Genomic DNA, 15,576 nt, shown 5'->3' on the forward strand with positions numbered 1-15,576 from the left:
GGTCAGCGCTGAGGCTGTAGCCGGATCTCGACCAGCGGCAGCGGGGTGTCGGTTTCGGTGATCGGTTGGCCGAGCGTTTCTTCGAGGACGAGTTTGAACTGCTGCCACGTCGCCGGGTGGCGCTGCCGGTAGTCGGTCAGGACCTGGTCGGCGCTGCGCTGGTCGAGGACATGCGCGACGCCGGCCACCGGCCGGTGGCTGCCGAGCCACACCCGGACCTGCGGATTGACGGCGATGTTGCGGAACCACTGGGCTTTCGCGCCGAAACCGGAGGCGACGATGACGGCGTCGGGACCGGGGCGGTCCACCACCTCGAGCACGACGTAGCGGCGCGCGCCGGAGGTGCGGCCGATGTGTTCGAGCATCATCATTCTCGCGCCGAGTAACGCCCCCGCCCGCATCCGGTAGAGCCATATCGGGGCACGCACCAGCCGGCGGTTGCGTAAGAGCCGAGCACCGAGATCGGGCAGTGCGCTCAAGCGTTGTCTCCCTCCGCCTCGCGCCGCGTCCCCGTCACGCGGGGACCGCGCTCACGGCTCCGTGAATGTGTGCGAAATGCCAACCGATTGAGGTGTGTCGGCCTGCGGACGCGCGCGCTCGCGGTGGTGCAGGCGCATCTCGTACACCAGTCCAGCCACCCCGAGTGCAGCGGTGCTCAGCGACACCAGGACCAACGCCGGGCTGATGTTTCCGGTCAACGCGTCACCGAGGACGACGACCGCCGCCGTGCCGGGGAACAGTCCCACCAACGTCGCCAGGGTGTAGGGCACGACCCGCACGGCAGAGGCGCCCGCGGCGTAGTTCAGCACCGAGAACGGCACCACCGGGATCAGCCGCATGGACAGCACCACCGGCCAGCCACGCCGCCGCAGCCGGGTATCCAGCGAGTCGATCCGAGGATGGGGCACCAGCCGGTTGAGCTGCCAGCCGGCCGCACGGATCAGGAACAAGGCCAGCACCGCGCTCACCGCGCTGGCCGCCACCGCGATCGCCACGCCCAGCACCGGCCCGAACAGCAGGCCCGCGGCCAGGGTGAAGGCGGTCCGGGGGAACGGGAAGACGGTCACCACGATGTGCGCGCCGAGGAACGCCAGCGGGAACCACGGACCCACCGAGGTGGCCCAGTCCCGCATCTGCATCGCTGTCGGCAACGGAACCAGCACGGCAACTGCGACGAGAATCACAATGCCTGCCAGCAGCCCGACGATCCGCCGAGGTGGCAACTGGGAAGCCGTCGCAATTACCGCGGCGCGCACCACGCGCAGGGTTCTGACGACGGGTTTCACGTCTTACAACAGTACGGGCCGTCGGCGGTGAACACCGCTGTGCGCTGCCGTGAGTCCACCGACCAGCGGTCAGCGCCGTGATGGCGATCATTTAGCCTGATGGGCGAGTGGGTAGGTCACACGCTGCGATAACAGGAGATGCGGGTGTCGTTACAGGGGACTAGTGCGGTCGAGTCGGACCGCCGGCAGTGGCGGACGGCGGTCGCCGGCGTGCTGGCCAAGAGCAGTCGGCGCGATGTGGCCGATCTGCCGGCCGAGCCGGAACGCCTGCTGGATTCGCAGACCTATGAGGGTTTCGCCATCAGGCCGCTCTACACGAGCCTGGACGCTCGGCCGGAGTCCACCCTGCCGGGGCAATGGCCGTTCGTTCGCGGCGGCGACGCCCTGCGTGACGTGAAATCCGGCTGGAAGGTCGTCGAGAGCTTCCCCGCTGTCGCGGGTAGCGCTGCGGGCACGATCAACGGTGCGGCGCTGGTGGCGCTGACCGAGGGCGCCAGCGCGCTGGCGCTGCGGGTCGGCGGCGAGGGAGGTATCTCCCTGGGCGAACTGGACCGTGTGTTGGACGGTGTATTCCTGGATCTGGTGCCGGTGATCCTGGAATGCACCGGAGCGGACCTGGCTGCCACTGCCGACGCGGTACTGCCCCTGCTCAAAGACCTTGACGACGACCAGCGCTCGCGGTTGGCGATCGACCTCGGCGCCGACCCGCTGACCGCACCGCTGTCCGGGCAGGCCACCGTCGGCGGAGCCGACAATTCAGTCACGGCCGATGACTCGGACTTACTCGCTACCGTCGCCAAGCTCACCGGCCATGCCGGTGGAGTGCGTGCGGTAACCGTCGACGGCCCGGCCTTCCACAACCTCGGCGCCAGCGCGGCATGGGAGCTCGCCGGCACGGTCGCCGCGGCCGTCGCGTACCTGCGGATCCTCAACGATGGCGGAGTGGCGACACCGGATGCGTTGCGGCAGATCAGTTTCCGCTACGCCGCCGATGACGATCAGTTCATGACGATCGCCAAGTTGCGCGTTGCGCGGCAGCTGTGGGCCCGGGTCGCCGAGGTGGTCGGTGCTCCTGAGGCCGGAGCCGCCCGGATCCATGCCGTGACCTCGCTGCCGATGATGACCCAGCGGGATCCGTGGGTGAACATGCTGCGCACCACTCTGGCCGCCTTCTCGGCGGGCGTCGGGGGAGCCGACACCGTGCAGGTGCATTCGTTCGATGCGGCGATTCCCGACGGCCTGGACGGGACGTCGACGAGTTTCGCCCGCCGCATCGCCCGCAACACCCAGCTGCTGCTGCTTGAGGAATCGCACATCGGTCAGGTGCTCGACCCGGCCGGTGGTTCGTGGTTTGTCGAGGACCTGACGGCTCAACTCGCCGACCAGGCCTGGGCGCATTTCCAGGACATCGAGGCGCGCGGCGGATTCGTCGCGGCCCGCGACTACATCACCGCCCAGATCGCCGAGGTCGCTGCACGGCGCAGTGCCGACATCGCGCACCGCCGCACCGCGATCACCGGTGTCAACGAGTTCCCCAACCTCGACGAAAAGCCGCTCCCGCAAGGTGGTTCGGCGTCGTCGATCGCTCGGTATGCGGCCGGGTTCGAGGCGCTGCGCGACCGCTCGGACGCCTTCCTGGCAGCGACCGGCGCCCGCCCCAAGGTTCTGCTGCTGCCGGTGGGGCCGCTGGCCGAGCACAACATCCGCACCACGTTCGCATCGAACCTGTTGGCTTCCGGCGGGATCGAGGCCATCAACCCGGGCGCCGTCGACGCCGCATCGATCGCCGGAGCGGTGGCCGATGCCGGTACGCCGGCGGTGGCCGTGCTGTGCGGCACCGACGTCCGCTACGGCGCGGAGGCCTCCGACGCGGTGGCGGCAGCTCACGCCGCCGGCGTCCGCGAGGTGCTCCTGGCCGGCCCGGAAAAGGCCGTCGCCGAATCTGATTCGAAGCCCGATGGATATCTGACCGCAAAAATCGATGCGGTCGAAGCACTGTCGAAACTGCTCACCGGACTGGGGGCCTGAGATGACTGCCACAACAGGATCAGAGATCCGTAGCTTCGCCGACGTCCCGCTGCGCAGTGAAGAGCCGGGTCGGCCCGTCACCCCGGAAGCGGTGACCGAGCACGTTGCAGCGGCCGCCGCTGCCCACGGCTACGCGCCTGAGCAGCTCACGTGGGCCACGCCCGAGGGTATCGACGTCAAGCCGGTGTACATCGCCGCCGACCGTGACGAGGCGGCCGAAGCCGGCTATCCGCTCGACAGCTTCCCCGGCGCACCGCCTTTCGTGCGCGGGCCGTACCCGACGATGTACGTCAACCAGCCGTGGACCATCCGCCAGTACGCCGGGTTCTCGACCGCCGCCGAATCCAACGCGTTCTACCGGCGCAACCTGGCCGCCGGCCAGAAGGGCCTGTCGGTGGCCTTCGACCTGGCCACCCACCGCGGCTACGACTCCGACCACCCGCGCGTGCAGGGTGACGTCGGAATGGCCGGTGTGGCTATCGATTCCATCCTCGACATGCGGCAGCTGTTCGACGGCATCGACCTGGGTCAGGTCAGCGTCTCGATGACCATGAACGGCGCGGTGCTGCCGATCCTGGCGCTCTACGTCGTCGCCGCCGAGGAACAGGGTGTGCCGCCGGAGAAGCTGGCCGGGACCATCCAGAACGACATCCTCAAAGAGTTCATGGTCCGCAACACCTACATCTATCCGCCCAAGCCGTCGATGCGGATCATCTCGGACATCTTCGCCTACACCAGCTCGAAGATGCCGAAGTTCAACTCGATCTCGATCTCGGGCTACCACATCCAAGAGGCCGGTGCCACAGCCGATCTGGAGCTCGCCTACACGCTGGCGGACGGCGTCGAGTACATCAAGGCCGGGCTGGACGCCGGACTGGACATCGACAAGTTCGCACCGCGGCTGAGCTTCTTCTGGGGCATCGGCATGAACTTCTTCATGGAGGTGGCCAAGCTTCGGGCCGGCCGGCTGCTGTGGAGCGAGCTGGTGGCCCAGTTCGAGCCCAAGAACGACAAGTCGCTGTCGCTGCGTACCCACTCGCAGACCTCGGGCTGGTCGCTGACCGCGCAGGACGTGTTCAACAACGTCGCGCGCACCTGTATCGAGGCGATGGCCGCCACGCAGGGCCACACGCAGTCTCTGCACACCAACGCCCTGGACGAGGCGCTGGCGCTGCCGACCGACTTCTCGGCGCGGATCGCCCGCAACACACAGCTCCTGTTGCAACAGGAGTCGGGCACCACCCGGCCGATCGATCCGTGGGGCGGCTCGTACTACGTCGAGTGGCTGACGCATCAGTTGGCGGAGAAGGCACGTGCTCACATCCACGAGGTGAACGAGCACGGCGGCATGGCGCAGGCGATCAGCGACGGGATTCCGAAGCTGCGTATCGAGGAGGCGGCCGCCCGGACCCAGGCCCGTATCGACTCCGGTGCCCAACCGCTGATCGGCGTCAACAAGTACCAGGTGGAAGAGGACCAGGAGATCGAGGTCCTCAAGGTCGAGAACAGCCGGGTACGCGCCGAGCAGCTGGCCAAGCTGCAGCAGCTGCGTGCCGATCGCGACGAGTCGGCGACTCAGGCTGCACTGGCCGAGCTGACCCGCGCCGCCGAGGCCACCGGGTCCGCGGGCGAAGACGGACTCGGCAACAACCTGCTGGCCCTGGCCATCAATGCGGCCCGCGCCAAGGCCACCCTGGGTGAGATCTCCGACGCGCTGGAGAAGGTGTACGGGCGCCACCAGGCCGAGATCCGTACGATTTCGGGCGTCTACCGCGACGAAATAGGGGGAGCTGGAAAGGTCGGCGGAATGTCTACCGCGACGGAGCTGGTGAACAAGTTCGCCGAGGCCGACGGCCGTCGGCCCCGCATCCTGGTGGCCAAGATGGGCCAGGACGGACACGACCGTGGGCAGAAGGTGATCGCGACGGCGTTCGCCGACATCGGCTTCGACGTCGACGTGGGCTCGCTGTTCTCCACCCCGGAGGAGGTGGCCCGTCAGGCCGCCGACAACGACGTGCATGTGGTCGGGGTGTCCTCGCTTGCTGCGGGGCATCTCACCTTGGTGCCAGCGCTGCGTGACGCGCTGGCCGAGGTGGGCCGCCCCGACATCATGATCGTCGTCGGCGGGGTCATCCCGCCCGGGGATTTCGACGAGCTGTACGAGGCCGGGGCGACCGCGATCTTCCCGCCTGGCACCGTGATCGCCGATGCCGCCATCGGCCTGCTGCAGAAGTTGGCGGACCGGCTCGGGTACCAGCTGAGCGAATAGTGGCTTCCGTTCGTGAACTGGCGGCGGCCGTCCGCAGTGGTGACCGCGCCGCGCTGGCGCGGGCCATCACGATGGTCGAGTCCACCCGGGCCGATCATCGTGACCAGGCTCAGCAGTTGCTGCTGGAGCTCATGCCAGACGCAGGCAAAGCCCAACACGTCGGTATCACCGGGGTGCCGGGGGTCGGCAAGTCGACGACGATCGAAGCCCTCGGCATGTACCTGATCGAGGCCGGCCACCGGGTCGCGGTCCTGGCAGTGGACCCGTCGTCGACCCGGACCGGCGGCTCGATCCTGGGGGACAAGACCAGAATGACCCGCCTGGCGGTCCATCCGGATGCCTATATCCGGCCGTCGCCGACCTCCGGGACGCTCGGCGGGGTCGCCAAGGCCACCCGGGAGACCATCGTGCTGCTCGAGGCGGCGGGCTACGACGTCATCCTGGTCGAGACCGTCGGGGTGGGGCAGTCCGAGGTCACGGTGTCGAACATGGTCGACACCTTCGTGTTCCTCACCCTGGCCCGCACCGGCGACCAGTTGCAGGGCATCAAAAAGGGTGTGCTCGAGCTGGCCGATGTCATCGTCGTCAACAAGGCCGACGGCGAACACGCCATCGAGGCCAAGGCGGCCGCCCGTGAACTGACCGGCGCCATACGGCTGATCTACCCGCGCGAAACGCTATGGCGGCCACCGGTTCTCACGATGAGCGCGATCGAAGGCCACGGGTTGGCCGAGCTGTGGGAGACGGTGCTCAAACACCGTGAGGTGCTCACCGAGGCGGGGGAGTTCGAGGCCAGACGTCGTGCCCAACAGGTGGACTGGACCTGGTCGATGGTGCGTGACACCGTGCTGGACCGGGTGATGTCGCATCCGGGTGTGCGCAGCATCCGCGACGAGGTGGAACGCCGGGTGCGCGAGGGCGAGTTGACCCCGGCGCTGGCTGCCCAGGAAATTCTCGACGCGGCCGACTGACACCTCGTCTACCGCACTTAGGCTGTTCGCAGCGACACCGAAGCGAAAGGCTGGGCTGACCCGGAGATGAGGGACGTGAACGCGAAACTGCGTGCGCTCGTGGCGGCCGCGATGGTCGGTGGTGCGGTGCTGACCGCGTGCGGCGGCGGGGCGACCGGCCCGTCGACCGGTGCACAGCCCACCGTGGCCAAGACCAAGCTGCAAACCATGGCCAAGGAGAAGCTAGAAGCCGCGGCCAAGACCAAGGCCAAGTCCGTGACCTGCGACGACGGTATCGTCGGCAAGGTGGGGGCGACCCAACATTGTGTGCTGACGGCCAAGAACGGCACCAAATATGGCGTCACGGCTACGGTCAAGGCGGTCGAGTCCGGCAAGGTCAATATCGACTTCAAGGTGGACGAGAAGCCAAGTTCCTGACCGGGCGGCCGAGCCTCGGCTAACAGGTAGGTAACGCTTGTAAAATTTGCCGGGGGTCCAGGTAAATTCAAGTGTGTGACCGATCACAGCGGTGAGCGCGACGAGGCGCTCCCACACGGCGTCCAAGGCGCGGCGGACAGGAACTTCTCCTGTACGGTCCGCGGGTTCTCGAAGTTGTTCCCCGGCCGGAAGTACGGCGGCGGAGCGCTGGTGATCCTTCAGGACGGTGAGCCTGTCGTCGACGTCTGGACCGGTTACTCGGACCGCGACGGTACCCAGCATTGGACAGCCGACACCGGCGCGATGGTGTTCTCCGCGACGAAGGGGATGGCCTCGACGGTCGTCCATCGCCTCGTCGACCGCGGTCTGATCGAATACGACTGCCCGGTGAGCGCGTATTGGCCTGATTTTGGGGCCAATGGCAAATCCTCGATCACGGTGCGGCAGGTGATGGCGCACGAGGCCGGGCTGTCTCAACTCAACGGCGTCAGCAAAGCCGATCTGATGGATCACCTGGTGATGGAGAGTCGGGTTGCCACTGCGCCGGTGAACTCACTTCTGTTCGGAAAGCCGGCCTATCACGCGCTGACCTACGGCTGGCTGCTGTCGGGCCTGGCTCGTGCGGTGACGGGGCAGAGCATGCGCGAGCTGTTCCGCATCGAGCTGGCAGAGCCGTTGGGGACAGACGGTCTGCACCTGGGGCGACCACCCGTGCAGGCTCCCACCCGGGCCGCACAGATTCTGCTTCCGCAACGGCGGTGGCCTAACCACGTCTTCGACTTCGTGGCGCCACGGATCGCCGCGCTGAACTTCTCGGGTGCGTTCGGATCGATGTACTTCCCCGGCGTGATGTCGCTGGTTCAAGGCGATACCCCGTTCTTGGACTCGGAGGCGCCCGCGGTCAACGGCGTCGCGACGGCCCGCGGCCTGGCCAGGATGTACGGCGCGATCGCGAACCGGGGCCGTCTCGATGGCGTGGAATACCTGTCTGAGCACACCGTGGCCGGGCTGACCGGTCCGCCCGGCATACGTGCGGACCGAAATCTGGGGGTGCCGCTCGGCTTCCATCTCGGATATCACTCGGTTCCGTTCGGGGTCATGCCCGGATTCGGCCACGTAGGGCTCGGTGGTTCGGTCGGCTGGGCGGACCCGGCCAGTGGCCTGGCGATCGGCTTTGTGCACAACCGCTTGTTGACCCCGATGGTGCTCGACATGGCTGCGTTCGTCGGTCTGAACGCACTGATTCGCAAGGACGTGGCTCGCGCCCGTGAGCGGGGATACGTGGCTGTACCCGATCTCGGTGCGGCCCCACACGAGGTGCCCAAGCCCGCGGCGGGGTAGTTCTCTCTTATCGACACGAGCCGGCCTGACGGATGACGTCAGGCCGGCTCATGTCGTTGCGGGGGGTACGGGCGGGCCTCTGATACCGGCCGCAGCCCTTCTACCTGCAGTGATATACATCACATCCAGTCCCATTCATGGGACACCTTTCCTTACTGTGCAGCGCATCTCCGCCGTTAACCCTGGTTCGTTTGCTTTCTGTGCCGATAGTGGGTTCAGTCACGGGTTCAACCGTGACGTGGGCTGAGTCTCAGGAGGCGCCCGGTGGCCGCCTCCATTGGTGCATCGCCGCGCACAGGGGTTGCGAAATTCTTGCGATCTCCATGATCGCTGCTGGTTGTTAGGTTGCGGTGTCAACAAAACCCATTAGCTGATGCGGTTCTCGGGTACGCAATCGTACCATTATCCGGGCCATGCTTGCGTGGAACATGAATTGGGTTCAACTACGGTTTCGATAGTTTGCGTGTCGGTCACTGGCTAACTATTTGAAGACAACCTATGAATTTACTGTACGCGGCAAACTGAACACCGTTTTCAAACGATGGACAACCTGTGAAAACGTGTTTCAGTGTTCAAAACTAGTGCCGCACTAGTTAGCGGGATAATTTCTCACCGCATCTTGGAATGCTCGGCTTTGCCATGAAACATGCTGTGGCACAGTAGGAGTCGTGCATTATGAGGTGCCGGGAGTTGCCCTCGTGGGGCCTCGCTAGTGAAATTGTCCGGCCCTGCCATTTCGCGAGAATGGATCGGCGTAGCGAACATCGGAGTGTTTTTGCGATCAGATGTTTCCAACATCTAGGTTGGCCCACGCGCTAGGCTACGGAGCCGCGTTGGCAACGACTCGTGCCGGATACGGGGATTCGGTACCGTCCGTTGTGGGCGACGTAGCGCACATTCTTTTCCGCGTTCTAAGTATGTTGGTCGATGCTTTGCTGGTCGATCGCATCGAGAGAGGTGAGCCAACTTGGCCGAAACACCAGTCACCCCGATTGCCGTCATTGGCATGGGCTGCCGGCTGCCCGGCGGGATCGACTCACCGGCGGGGTTCTGGCAGGCGCTCCTGCGACGCGATGACCTCGTCACGAAGGTTCCGCTGGATCGCTGGGACGCTGACGAGTATTACGACCCGGAGCCAGGCGTGCCCGGTCGTTCGGTGTCCAAGTGGGGTGCGTTCCTCGACGATGTCACGGGGTTCGATGCCGACTTCTTCGGATACGGCGAGCGTGAGGCGCCGTCCATCGATCCGCAGCACCGTCTGCTCCTCGAGACGTCGTGGGAGGCCCTCGAGCACGCAGGGTTGGCCCCGACCGACGTTTCCGGCTCGCTGACCGGCGTGTTCCTCGGCATGACGCACAACGACTACCAGATGGTGGCCGCCGAGGCCGATGCACTCGACGGCGCCTACGGCTTCGCCGGGACGAACTTCAGCCTCGCGTCGGGTCGCGTTGCCTACGCGCTCGGTGTTCACGGGCCCGCGCTGACAGTGGACTCGGCATGCTCATCGGGCTTGCTGGCCATTCACATGGCGTGCCGGAGCCTGCACGAGTCGGAAAGCGACCTGGCCCTGGCCGGCGGCGCTTCGCTCTTGCTCGATCCGAAGAAGATGGTCGCGGGTTCGGCACAGGGAATGCTGTCGCCCACAGGTCGCTGCCACGCGTTCGACGTCAGTGCCGATGGGTTCGTCTCCGGTGAAGGCGTCGCGATGGTGCTGTTGAAGCGCCTTGCCGACGCGGAGCGGGACGGCGACCGGGTGCTCGCCGTGATCCGTGGGACCGCGGCGAACCAGGACGGCCACACGATCAACATCGCGACCCCGTCGGAGGAGTCGCAGAGTGCGGTCTACCGCGCGGCCCTGGCTGCCGGTGGGGTCGATCCCGTGACGGTCGGCATGATCGAAGCCCACGGGACCGGAACTCCGGTCGGCGATCCCATCGAGTTCGCGAGTTTGGCCGCGGTGTACGGCAGCGACGGACCGTGCGCACTCGGTTCGGTGAAGACGAACATCGGACACGCCCAGTCGGCATCAGGCGCGATCGGTCTGATCAAGGCCGTGCTCGCGCTGCAGCACGGCTCTGTCCCGGCGAACCTGCATTTCACCGAATTGCCCGAGCCGATGGCTCGACTCAAGAGCTCGCTGGTGGTGCCCACCGAACTGATGCAGTGGCCCGTCGAGGGGGCGCATCCCCGTCGCGCGGCGGTGTCGTCCTACGGCTTGTCGGGCACCAACGTGCACGCTGTGCTCGAGCAGGCGCCTGACGCCGGGTCCGAACCTGCCGGCGAGTCGAACGGCGACTCCGAGGCCATGATCTTCGCGGTGTCCTCCACCTCCGCCGATGAACTGCGCCGCACCGCGGGCCGGCTGGCCAACTGGCTGACCCATGAGGCCGGCGATCAGCCGTTGCCTGATCTGGCGTACACGCTGACGAGGCGGCGCGCTCATCGGCCGGTCCGAACCACGGTGACGGCGGCGACCGCCGAGGAACTCACCGCAGCCCTGCGCGAGGTCGCCGAGGGCGACGCCGTCTACGAGCCGGCGGTGGGTACCGGCGAGCGCGGACCCGTGTGGTTGTTCTCGGGTCAGGGCTCGCAGTGGGCCGGGATGGGCGCCCAGCTTCTTGCCAACGAGCCTGCCTTCGCGGCAGCCATTGCCGAGCTGGAGCCCCTGATCGCGGCAGAGTCGGGTTTCTCTGTGACCGAAGCGATTTCAGATCCCGAGCCAGTCAAGGGAATTGACCGGGTGCAGCCGACGATCTTCGCGATGCAGGTCGCGCTCGCTGCGGCGTTGAAGTCAAGGGGAGTGCTGCCCGGAGCGGTGATCGGCCATTCGATGGGCGAGGCCGCCGCCGCGGTGGTGGCGGGCGCGCTGTCGCTGCAGGACGGCGTGAAGGTGATCTGCAGGCGTTCGACCCTGATGATGCGCATCTCGGGTTCGGGCGCGATGGCATCGGTCGAACTGCCCGCTCAGCATGTGTTGTCCGAACTCGCCGCACGCGGGATCACCGACGTCGTGATCTCGGTGATCGCCTCGCCGCGGTCCACCGTGGTCGGAGGCACCACCGAACGCATTCGGGAACTGGTCGCCGACTGGGAACAACGGGACATCATGGCGCGCGAGGTCGCGGTCGACGTCGCGTCGCACTCGCCGCAGGTCGACCCGATCCTCGACGACCTCGTCGAGGCGCTCGCGGACCTGACCCCACTCACTCCGTCGGTGCCGTACTACTCGTCGACCTCATACGACCCTCGTGACGAGCCGTATACGGATGCCGATTACTGGGTCGACAATCTGCGCCACGCGGTGCGGTTCTCGGCAGCGGTCCAGGCCGCACTTGAGGACGGCTACCGGGTGTTCGGTGAGCTGGCCCCGCATCCTCTGCTGGTCCACCCGGCCGAACAGGTCGCCCGCAGCCTGGACATCAGCATCGCGGCGCTGCCGAGCATGCGACGCGAGACGCAGATGCCTACCGGCCTGCTGCAGTATGTCGGAGACCTCCACAGTGCTGGTGCGGCAGTCGACTTCGCGACGCTGTACCCGGCGGGCACCCTGTCCGACGCGCCGCTTCCCACCTGGACCCGCCAGCCCATGACCGTCAGCCGGGATGCTCGCGAGCACCTTCCGGGCGGTGGGCATCTGCTCAGCGTCCACCCGTTGCTGGGTGCGCACGTGGTCCTTCCCGAGGATCCCGAGCGGCATGTCTGGCAGGCCGACGTCGGTGTCGAAGCGCAGCCGTGGCTGGCCGACCATCAGGTCCACAATGTGGCCGCACTTCCGGGCGCCGCGTATTGCGAGATGGCTTTGGTCGCCGGTCGCTCGCTGTTGGGCGATGCCTGCGAGGTACGGGACATCACCTTCGAGCAGATGCTGCTGCTCGACGACGAGACCCTGGTCTCCGCCGAGGCGACGGTGACACCCGAGGGCGCGGTGGACTTCCTGGTCGAGACGGCCAAGCAGGGCGAACGGATCCGGCGTGCGGCGGCGGTGATCGTCGAGGCCGATCCGTCCGATGTTCCGGCCCGGCACGATCTCACCGAACTCAAGGCCGCCCACCCTCGCCGTGTCGAGGGGGATGGGCTGCGTAAATGGTTCGCGGAGAAGGGCATTCAGTACGGGCCAGCATTCTCCGGCCTGGCGGCGGCATATACCGCCGAGGGTCCGGTCACCAGTGTCCTGGCTGAGGTGGCCCTGCCCAGTGCGATTCGGTCCCAACAGGGCGCCTACCAGATCCATCCGGCCCTGCTCGACGTGTGCTTCCAGTCTGTGGCGGCGTACGCCGAGGGCGAGGATCCGGGCGGGCTGCTGCTCCCGCTCGGCGTGAACAGCCTGCGGGCATCCGGTTCGACCCGGGCAGCGCATTACTGCCTGCTGCAGGTCACCAGCGCCGACGCCACCAGCGTGGAAGCCGATCTCGATCTCCTCGATGAGGACGGTGAGGTGCTGCTGGTCGTTCGGGGCCTGCGCCTGGGCACCGGAATGTCTGAAAGCGGTCAGCGGGAACGCGTCTTCAACGAGCGCCTGCTCGCCGTCGATTGGCAAGAGCAGGAGCTTCCGGAGGTGCAGACGTCCGGAACGGGCCGGTGGTTGCTGATCACGCCCGACGAAGCGGATCTGCTGGCCACCGAATTGGCCGATGCGCTCGAACCTGATCTCGGCGACGTGTCGACCGTGGTCTGGCCCGAAGGGGCGAACCACTCGGCCCATGTCGAATCACTGCGCAACCACCTCGACGCCGACTCGTACAGCAATGTCGTCGTGGTCTTGGCCGGCGCGGCGGATGCGGGGGACCGGCAATCGGCTTCCCGGGGTCTGCAACATGTCCAGCGGGTGGTTCACATCGTGCGTGAACTCGTCGAGGTCGACGATCAAGCCCCCCGTCTCCATCTGATCACTCGTAGTGCGCAATCGGTGCTGTCCGGCGACGCGATCAACCTCGACCAGATCGGCCTTCGCGGGCTGGTCCGGGTGATCGGGAACGAACAACCGCAGCTGCATGCGACTCAGATCGACATCGATGAGCGGACCGACGCCAAAGACATTGCCCGTCAACTGCTCACCGGCAGTCCCGAGGACGAGACCGCCTGGCGAGACGGCAAGTGGTACACCGCGCGACTGGGAGCGAGTCCGCTGGCTGCCGACGAGCGTCTGTCCACCACCGTCGACATGTCCACCGACGCGGTGCGCCTGAGCATCCGTACGCCGGGTGACTTCGGTTCTCTGGAGCTCACCGCCTTTGAGCGGACCGCTCCCGAGCGCGGTTGCATTGAGGTGAGGGTCGGCGCGTCGAGCCTGAATTTCATCGACGTCCTGGCCGCCTCCGGCCGGTATCCCGGTCTGGCGGAGCAATCCGCAACGCTGGGCCGCGATTTCGCCGGAGTCGTCACGGCCGTCGGACCCGACGTCGCCGACCACAAGGTGGGCGATCGGGTCGCCGGTGTGTCGACAACAGGCTGCTGGGGCACGTTCGTCACGTGTGCCTCCGACCTTGCCGTCGCACTGCCCGACGGGCTGGCGACGGCAAGCGCCGCCGCTGTGCCCACCGCACACGCAACGGCGTGGTACGCGCTGCGTGATCTGGCGCGGATATCGGCGCAGGACAAGGTGCTGATTCATTCGGCAACCGGCGGCCTCGGTCTGGCGGCCATCGCCATCGCACGCGAAGCAGGTGCCGAGGTATTCGCCACCGCGGGCAGTCCCGAGCGTCGACAACTGTTGCGCGACATGGGCATCAAGTACGTCTACGACTCACGCACGCTGAGTTTTGCCGATGAGATCCGCCGCGACACCAATGGATACGGTGTCGACGTCGTGCTCAACTCGCTGACCGGGTCGGCGCAGCGTGCCGGGCTGGAACTGCTCGCCTTCGGTGGCCGGTTCGTGGAGACCGGGGTGGCCGATCTCCGCGGCGACGCCAGCCTCACGCCGGCGATGATCCGAGAGGGCCTGTCCTTCCACGCGGTCGACCTGTCGACGCTGAGCCAGCGGCGACCCGACGTCGTCCGTCGTCTGCTGGAAACCGTGTTCGGCAAGATTGCCGAAGGCGCACTACCCCTTCCGGAGATCAAGACCTATCCGTTCACCCAGTGGGCGGCGGCGATGGAACTGATGGATGCGGCAGGGCATGCCGGCAAGCTCGTGTTGGAGGTCCCGGAGTCGGGATCCGATACGGCCGTGGTGCCGCCCGAGCACGCACCGGCCTTCCGCTCCGACGGCGCGTATGTGATCACCGGTGGACTCGGCGGTCTTGGACGGTTCCTCGCCGAGAAGATGGCGTCGGCCGGTTGCGGCCGGATCGTGCTCAACGCCAGGTCCCAGCCGTCCGCCGAAGCGCTGGTCGAACTCGACCGGATTCGGGGCCTCGGTACCGAGGTGGAGGTGGTGACCGGCGACATCGCCGATGCGGCCACCGCCGAGGCGCTGGTGTCGGCGGCAACGGCCACCGGGCTTGCGCTACGGGGTGTCCTGCACGCGGCGGCGGTCGTGGAAGACGCCACACTGACCAACATCACCGATGATCTGGTGGCCCGAGATTGGACGCCAAAAGCCGTGGGCGCGTGGAACCTCCACGAGGCGACGCGGTCGGAATCGCTGGACTGGTTCTGCTGCTTCTCGTCGGCTGCGGCTCTAGTGGGCTCGCCCGGGCAGGGTGCATATGCGGCGGCCAACAGCTGGTTGGACGGATTCACCCGGTGGCGGCGCAATGAAGGACTGCGCTCCAGTGCAATCGCCTGGGGAGCGTGGACCGAGATCGGTAAGGGCACCGGATTCGCCGAGGCCTCCGACTCGGCGATCGTTCCCGACGAAGGTGCACATGCCTTCGAGACGATCCTGCGACACGACCGCGGGTACGCCGGCTACACGCCGATCGTGGGTGTGTCCTGGCTTGCCGACTTCGCCAAGCGTGTCCCGTTCGCCGAGTCGTTCCGTCCTGCCAGTTCCGGGGATTCCGACGCCAGCGGCTTCCTCACGGAGTTGTATGCCACTCCGCAGGACGAATGGCCTTCGCGGTTGCGTCGTCTGGTCTCCGACCAGATCAGTGTGCTGCTGCGTCGTTCGATCGACCCGGACCGTCCGCTGGCCGAGTACGGCATCGACTCGCTCGGCAACCTCGAGGTACGGACCAGGATCGAGACCGAGACCGGGGTGCGGATCAGCCCGGCGGACATCACGACCGTTCGCGGGCTCGCCGACAAGCTGTGCGAGAAATTGATCGCCAGTGCCGACACGGAGCTGACACCGACGGCGTGATGCCGAATTCGGTTGATT

Annotated in this window: 8 protein-coding genes; 6 read left to right on the top strand and 2 right to left on the bottom strand. The window is 66.7% G+C overall.

The window, feature by feature from the left end:
• Positions 1-2 precede the first annotated feature (2 nt).
• Both ACZYZ7_RS04345 and ACZYZ7_RS04350 read right to left on the bottom strand, forming a co-directional pair.
• Entirely contained in the window at positions 3-479 is a 477-nt protein-coding gene (locus tag ACZYZ7_RS04345) for a nitroreductase family deazaflavin-dependent oxidoreductase (protein WP_463740280.1), read from the bottom strand.
• Positions 480-530: 51 nt separating this feature from the next.
• The gene (locus ACZYZ7_RS04350; protein WP_463740281.1) at positions 531-1,286 is read right to left on the bottom strand and encodes a TVP38/TMEM64 family protein; all 756 of its coding nucleotides are present in this window, start codon (positions 1,284-1,286) and stop codon (positions 531-533) included.
• A 138-nt stretch (positions 1,287-1,424) separates the two neighbouring features.
• Between ACZYZ7_RS04350 and mutA the strand changes: the two genes are divergently transcribed.
• The 6 genes from mutA to pks2 all read left to right on the top strand — a co-directional run bounded on the left by mutA (position 1,425) and on the right by pks2 (position 15,558).
• Positions 1,425-3,314 carry a methylmalonyl-CoA mutase small subunit gene (gene mutA, locus ACZYZ7_RS04355; RefSeq protein WP_450069168.1) on the top strand — a complete coding sequence of 630 codons (1,890 nt, stop codon included), beginning with the start codon at positions 1,425-1,427 and terminating at the stop codon, positions 3,312-3,314.
• A gap of 1 nt (position 3,315) precedes the next feature.
• On the top strand, positions 3,316-5,583 hold the full coding sequence (gene scpA, locus ACZYZ7_RS04360; RefSeq protein ID WP_463740282.1) for a methylmalonyl-CoA mutase: 2,268 nt from the start codon (positions 3,316-3,318) through the stop codon (positions 5,581-5,583).
• Positions 5,580-6,554, top strand: a complete 975-nt coding sequence (gene meaB, locus ACZYZ7_RS04365) for a methylmalonyl Co-A mutase-associated GTPase MeaB (protein ID WP_463740546.1) — start codon at positions 5,580-5,582, stop codon at positions 6,552-6,554. Before scpA ends, meaB begins: the two co-directional genes overlap by 4 nt.
• Positions 6,555-6,620: 66 nt before the next feature.
• Positions 6,621-6,971: a DUF4333 domain-containing protein gene (locus ACZYZ7_RS04370; RefSeq protein ID WP_167857840.1), complete on the top strand. Its 351-nt coding sequence runs from the start codon at positions 6,621-6,623 to the stop codon at positions 6,969-6,971.
• Between the two features lie 75 nt (positions 6,972-7,046).
• Complete coding sequence (gene lipL, locus ACZYZ7_RS04375) at positions 7,047-8,312, top strand: esterase/beta-lactamase LipL (RefSeq protein WP_463740283.1); 1,266 nt, start codon at positions 7,047-7,049, stop codon at positions 8,310-8,312.
• A gap of 967 nt (positions 8,313-9,279) precedes the next feature.
• On the top strand, positions 9,280-15,558 hold the full coding sequence (gene pks2 / locus ACZYZ7_RS04380; RefSeq protein WP_463740284.1) for a sulfolipid-1 biosynthesis phthioceranic/hydroxyphthioceranic acid synthase: 6,279 nt from the start codon (positions 9,280-9,282) through the stop codon (positions 15,556-15,558).
• Positions 15,559-15,576 lie beyond the last annotated feature (18 nt).

Source organism: Mycobacterium sp. IDUB_17 (genome assembly GCF_055419465.1).

Coding starts and splice junctions, on each gene's coding strand:
- scpA (WP_463740282.1), top strand. CDS start 3,316: ATGACTGCCACAACAGGATCAGAGATCCGTAGCTTCGCCGACGTCCCG.
- mutA (WP_450069168.1), top strand. CDS start 1,425: ATGCGGGTGTCGTTACAGGGGACTAGTGCGGTCGAGTCGGACCGCCGG.
- ACZYZ7_RS04370 (WP_167857840.1), top strand. CDS start 6,621: ATGAGGGACGTGAACGCGAAACTGCGTGCGCTCGTGGCGGCCGCGATG.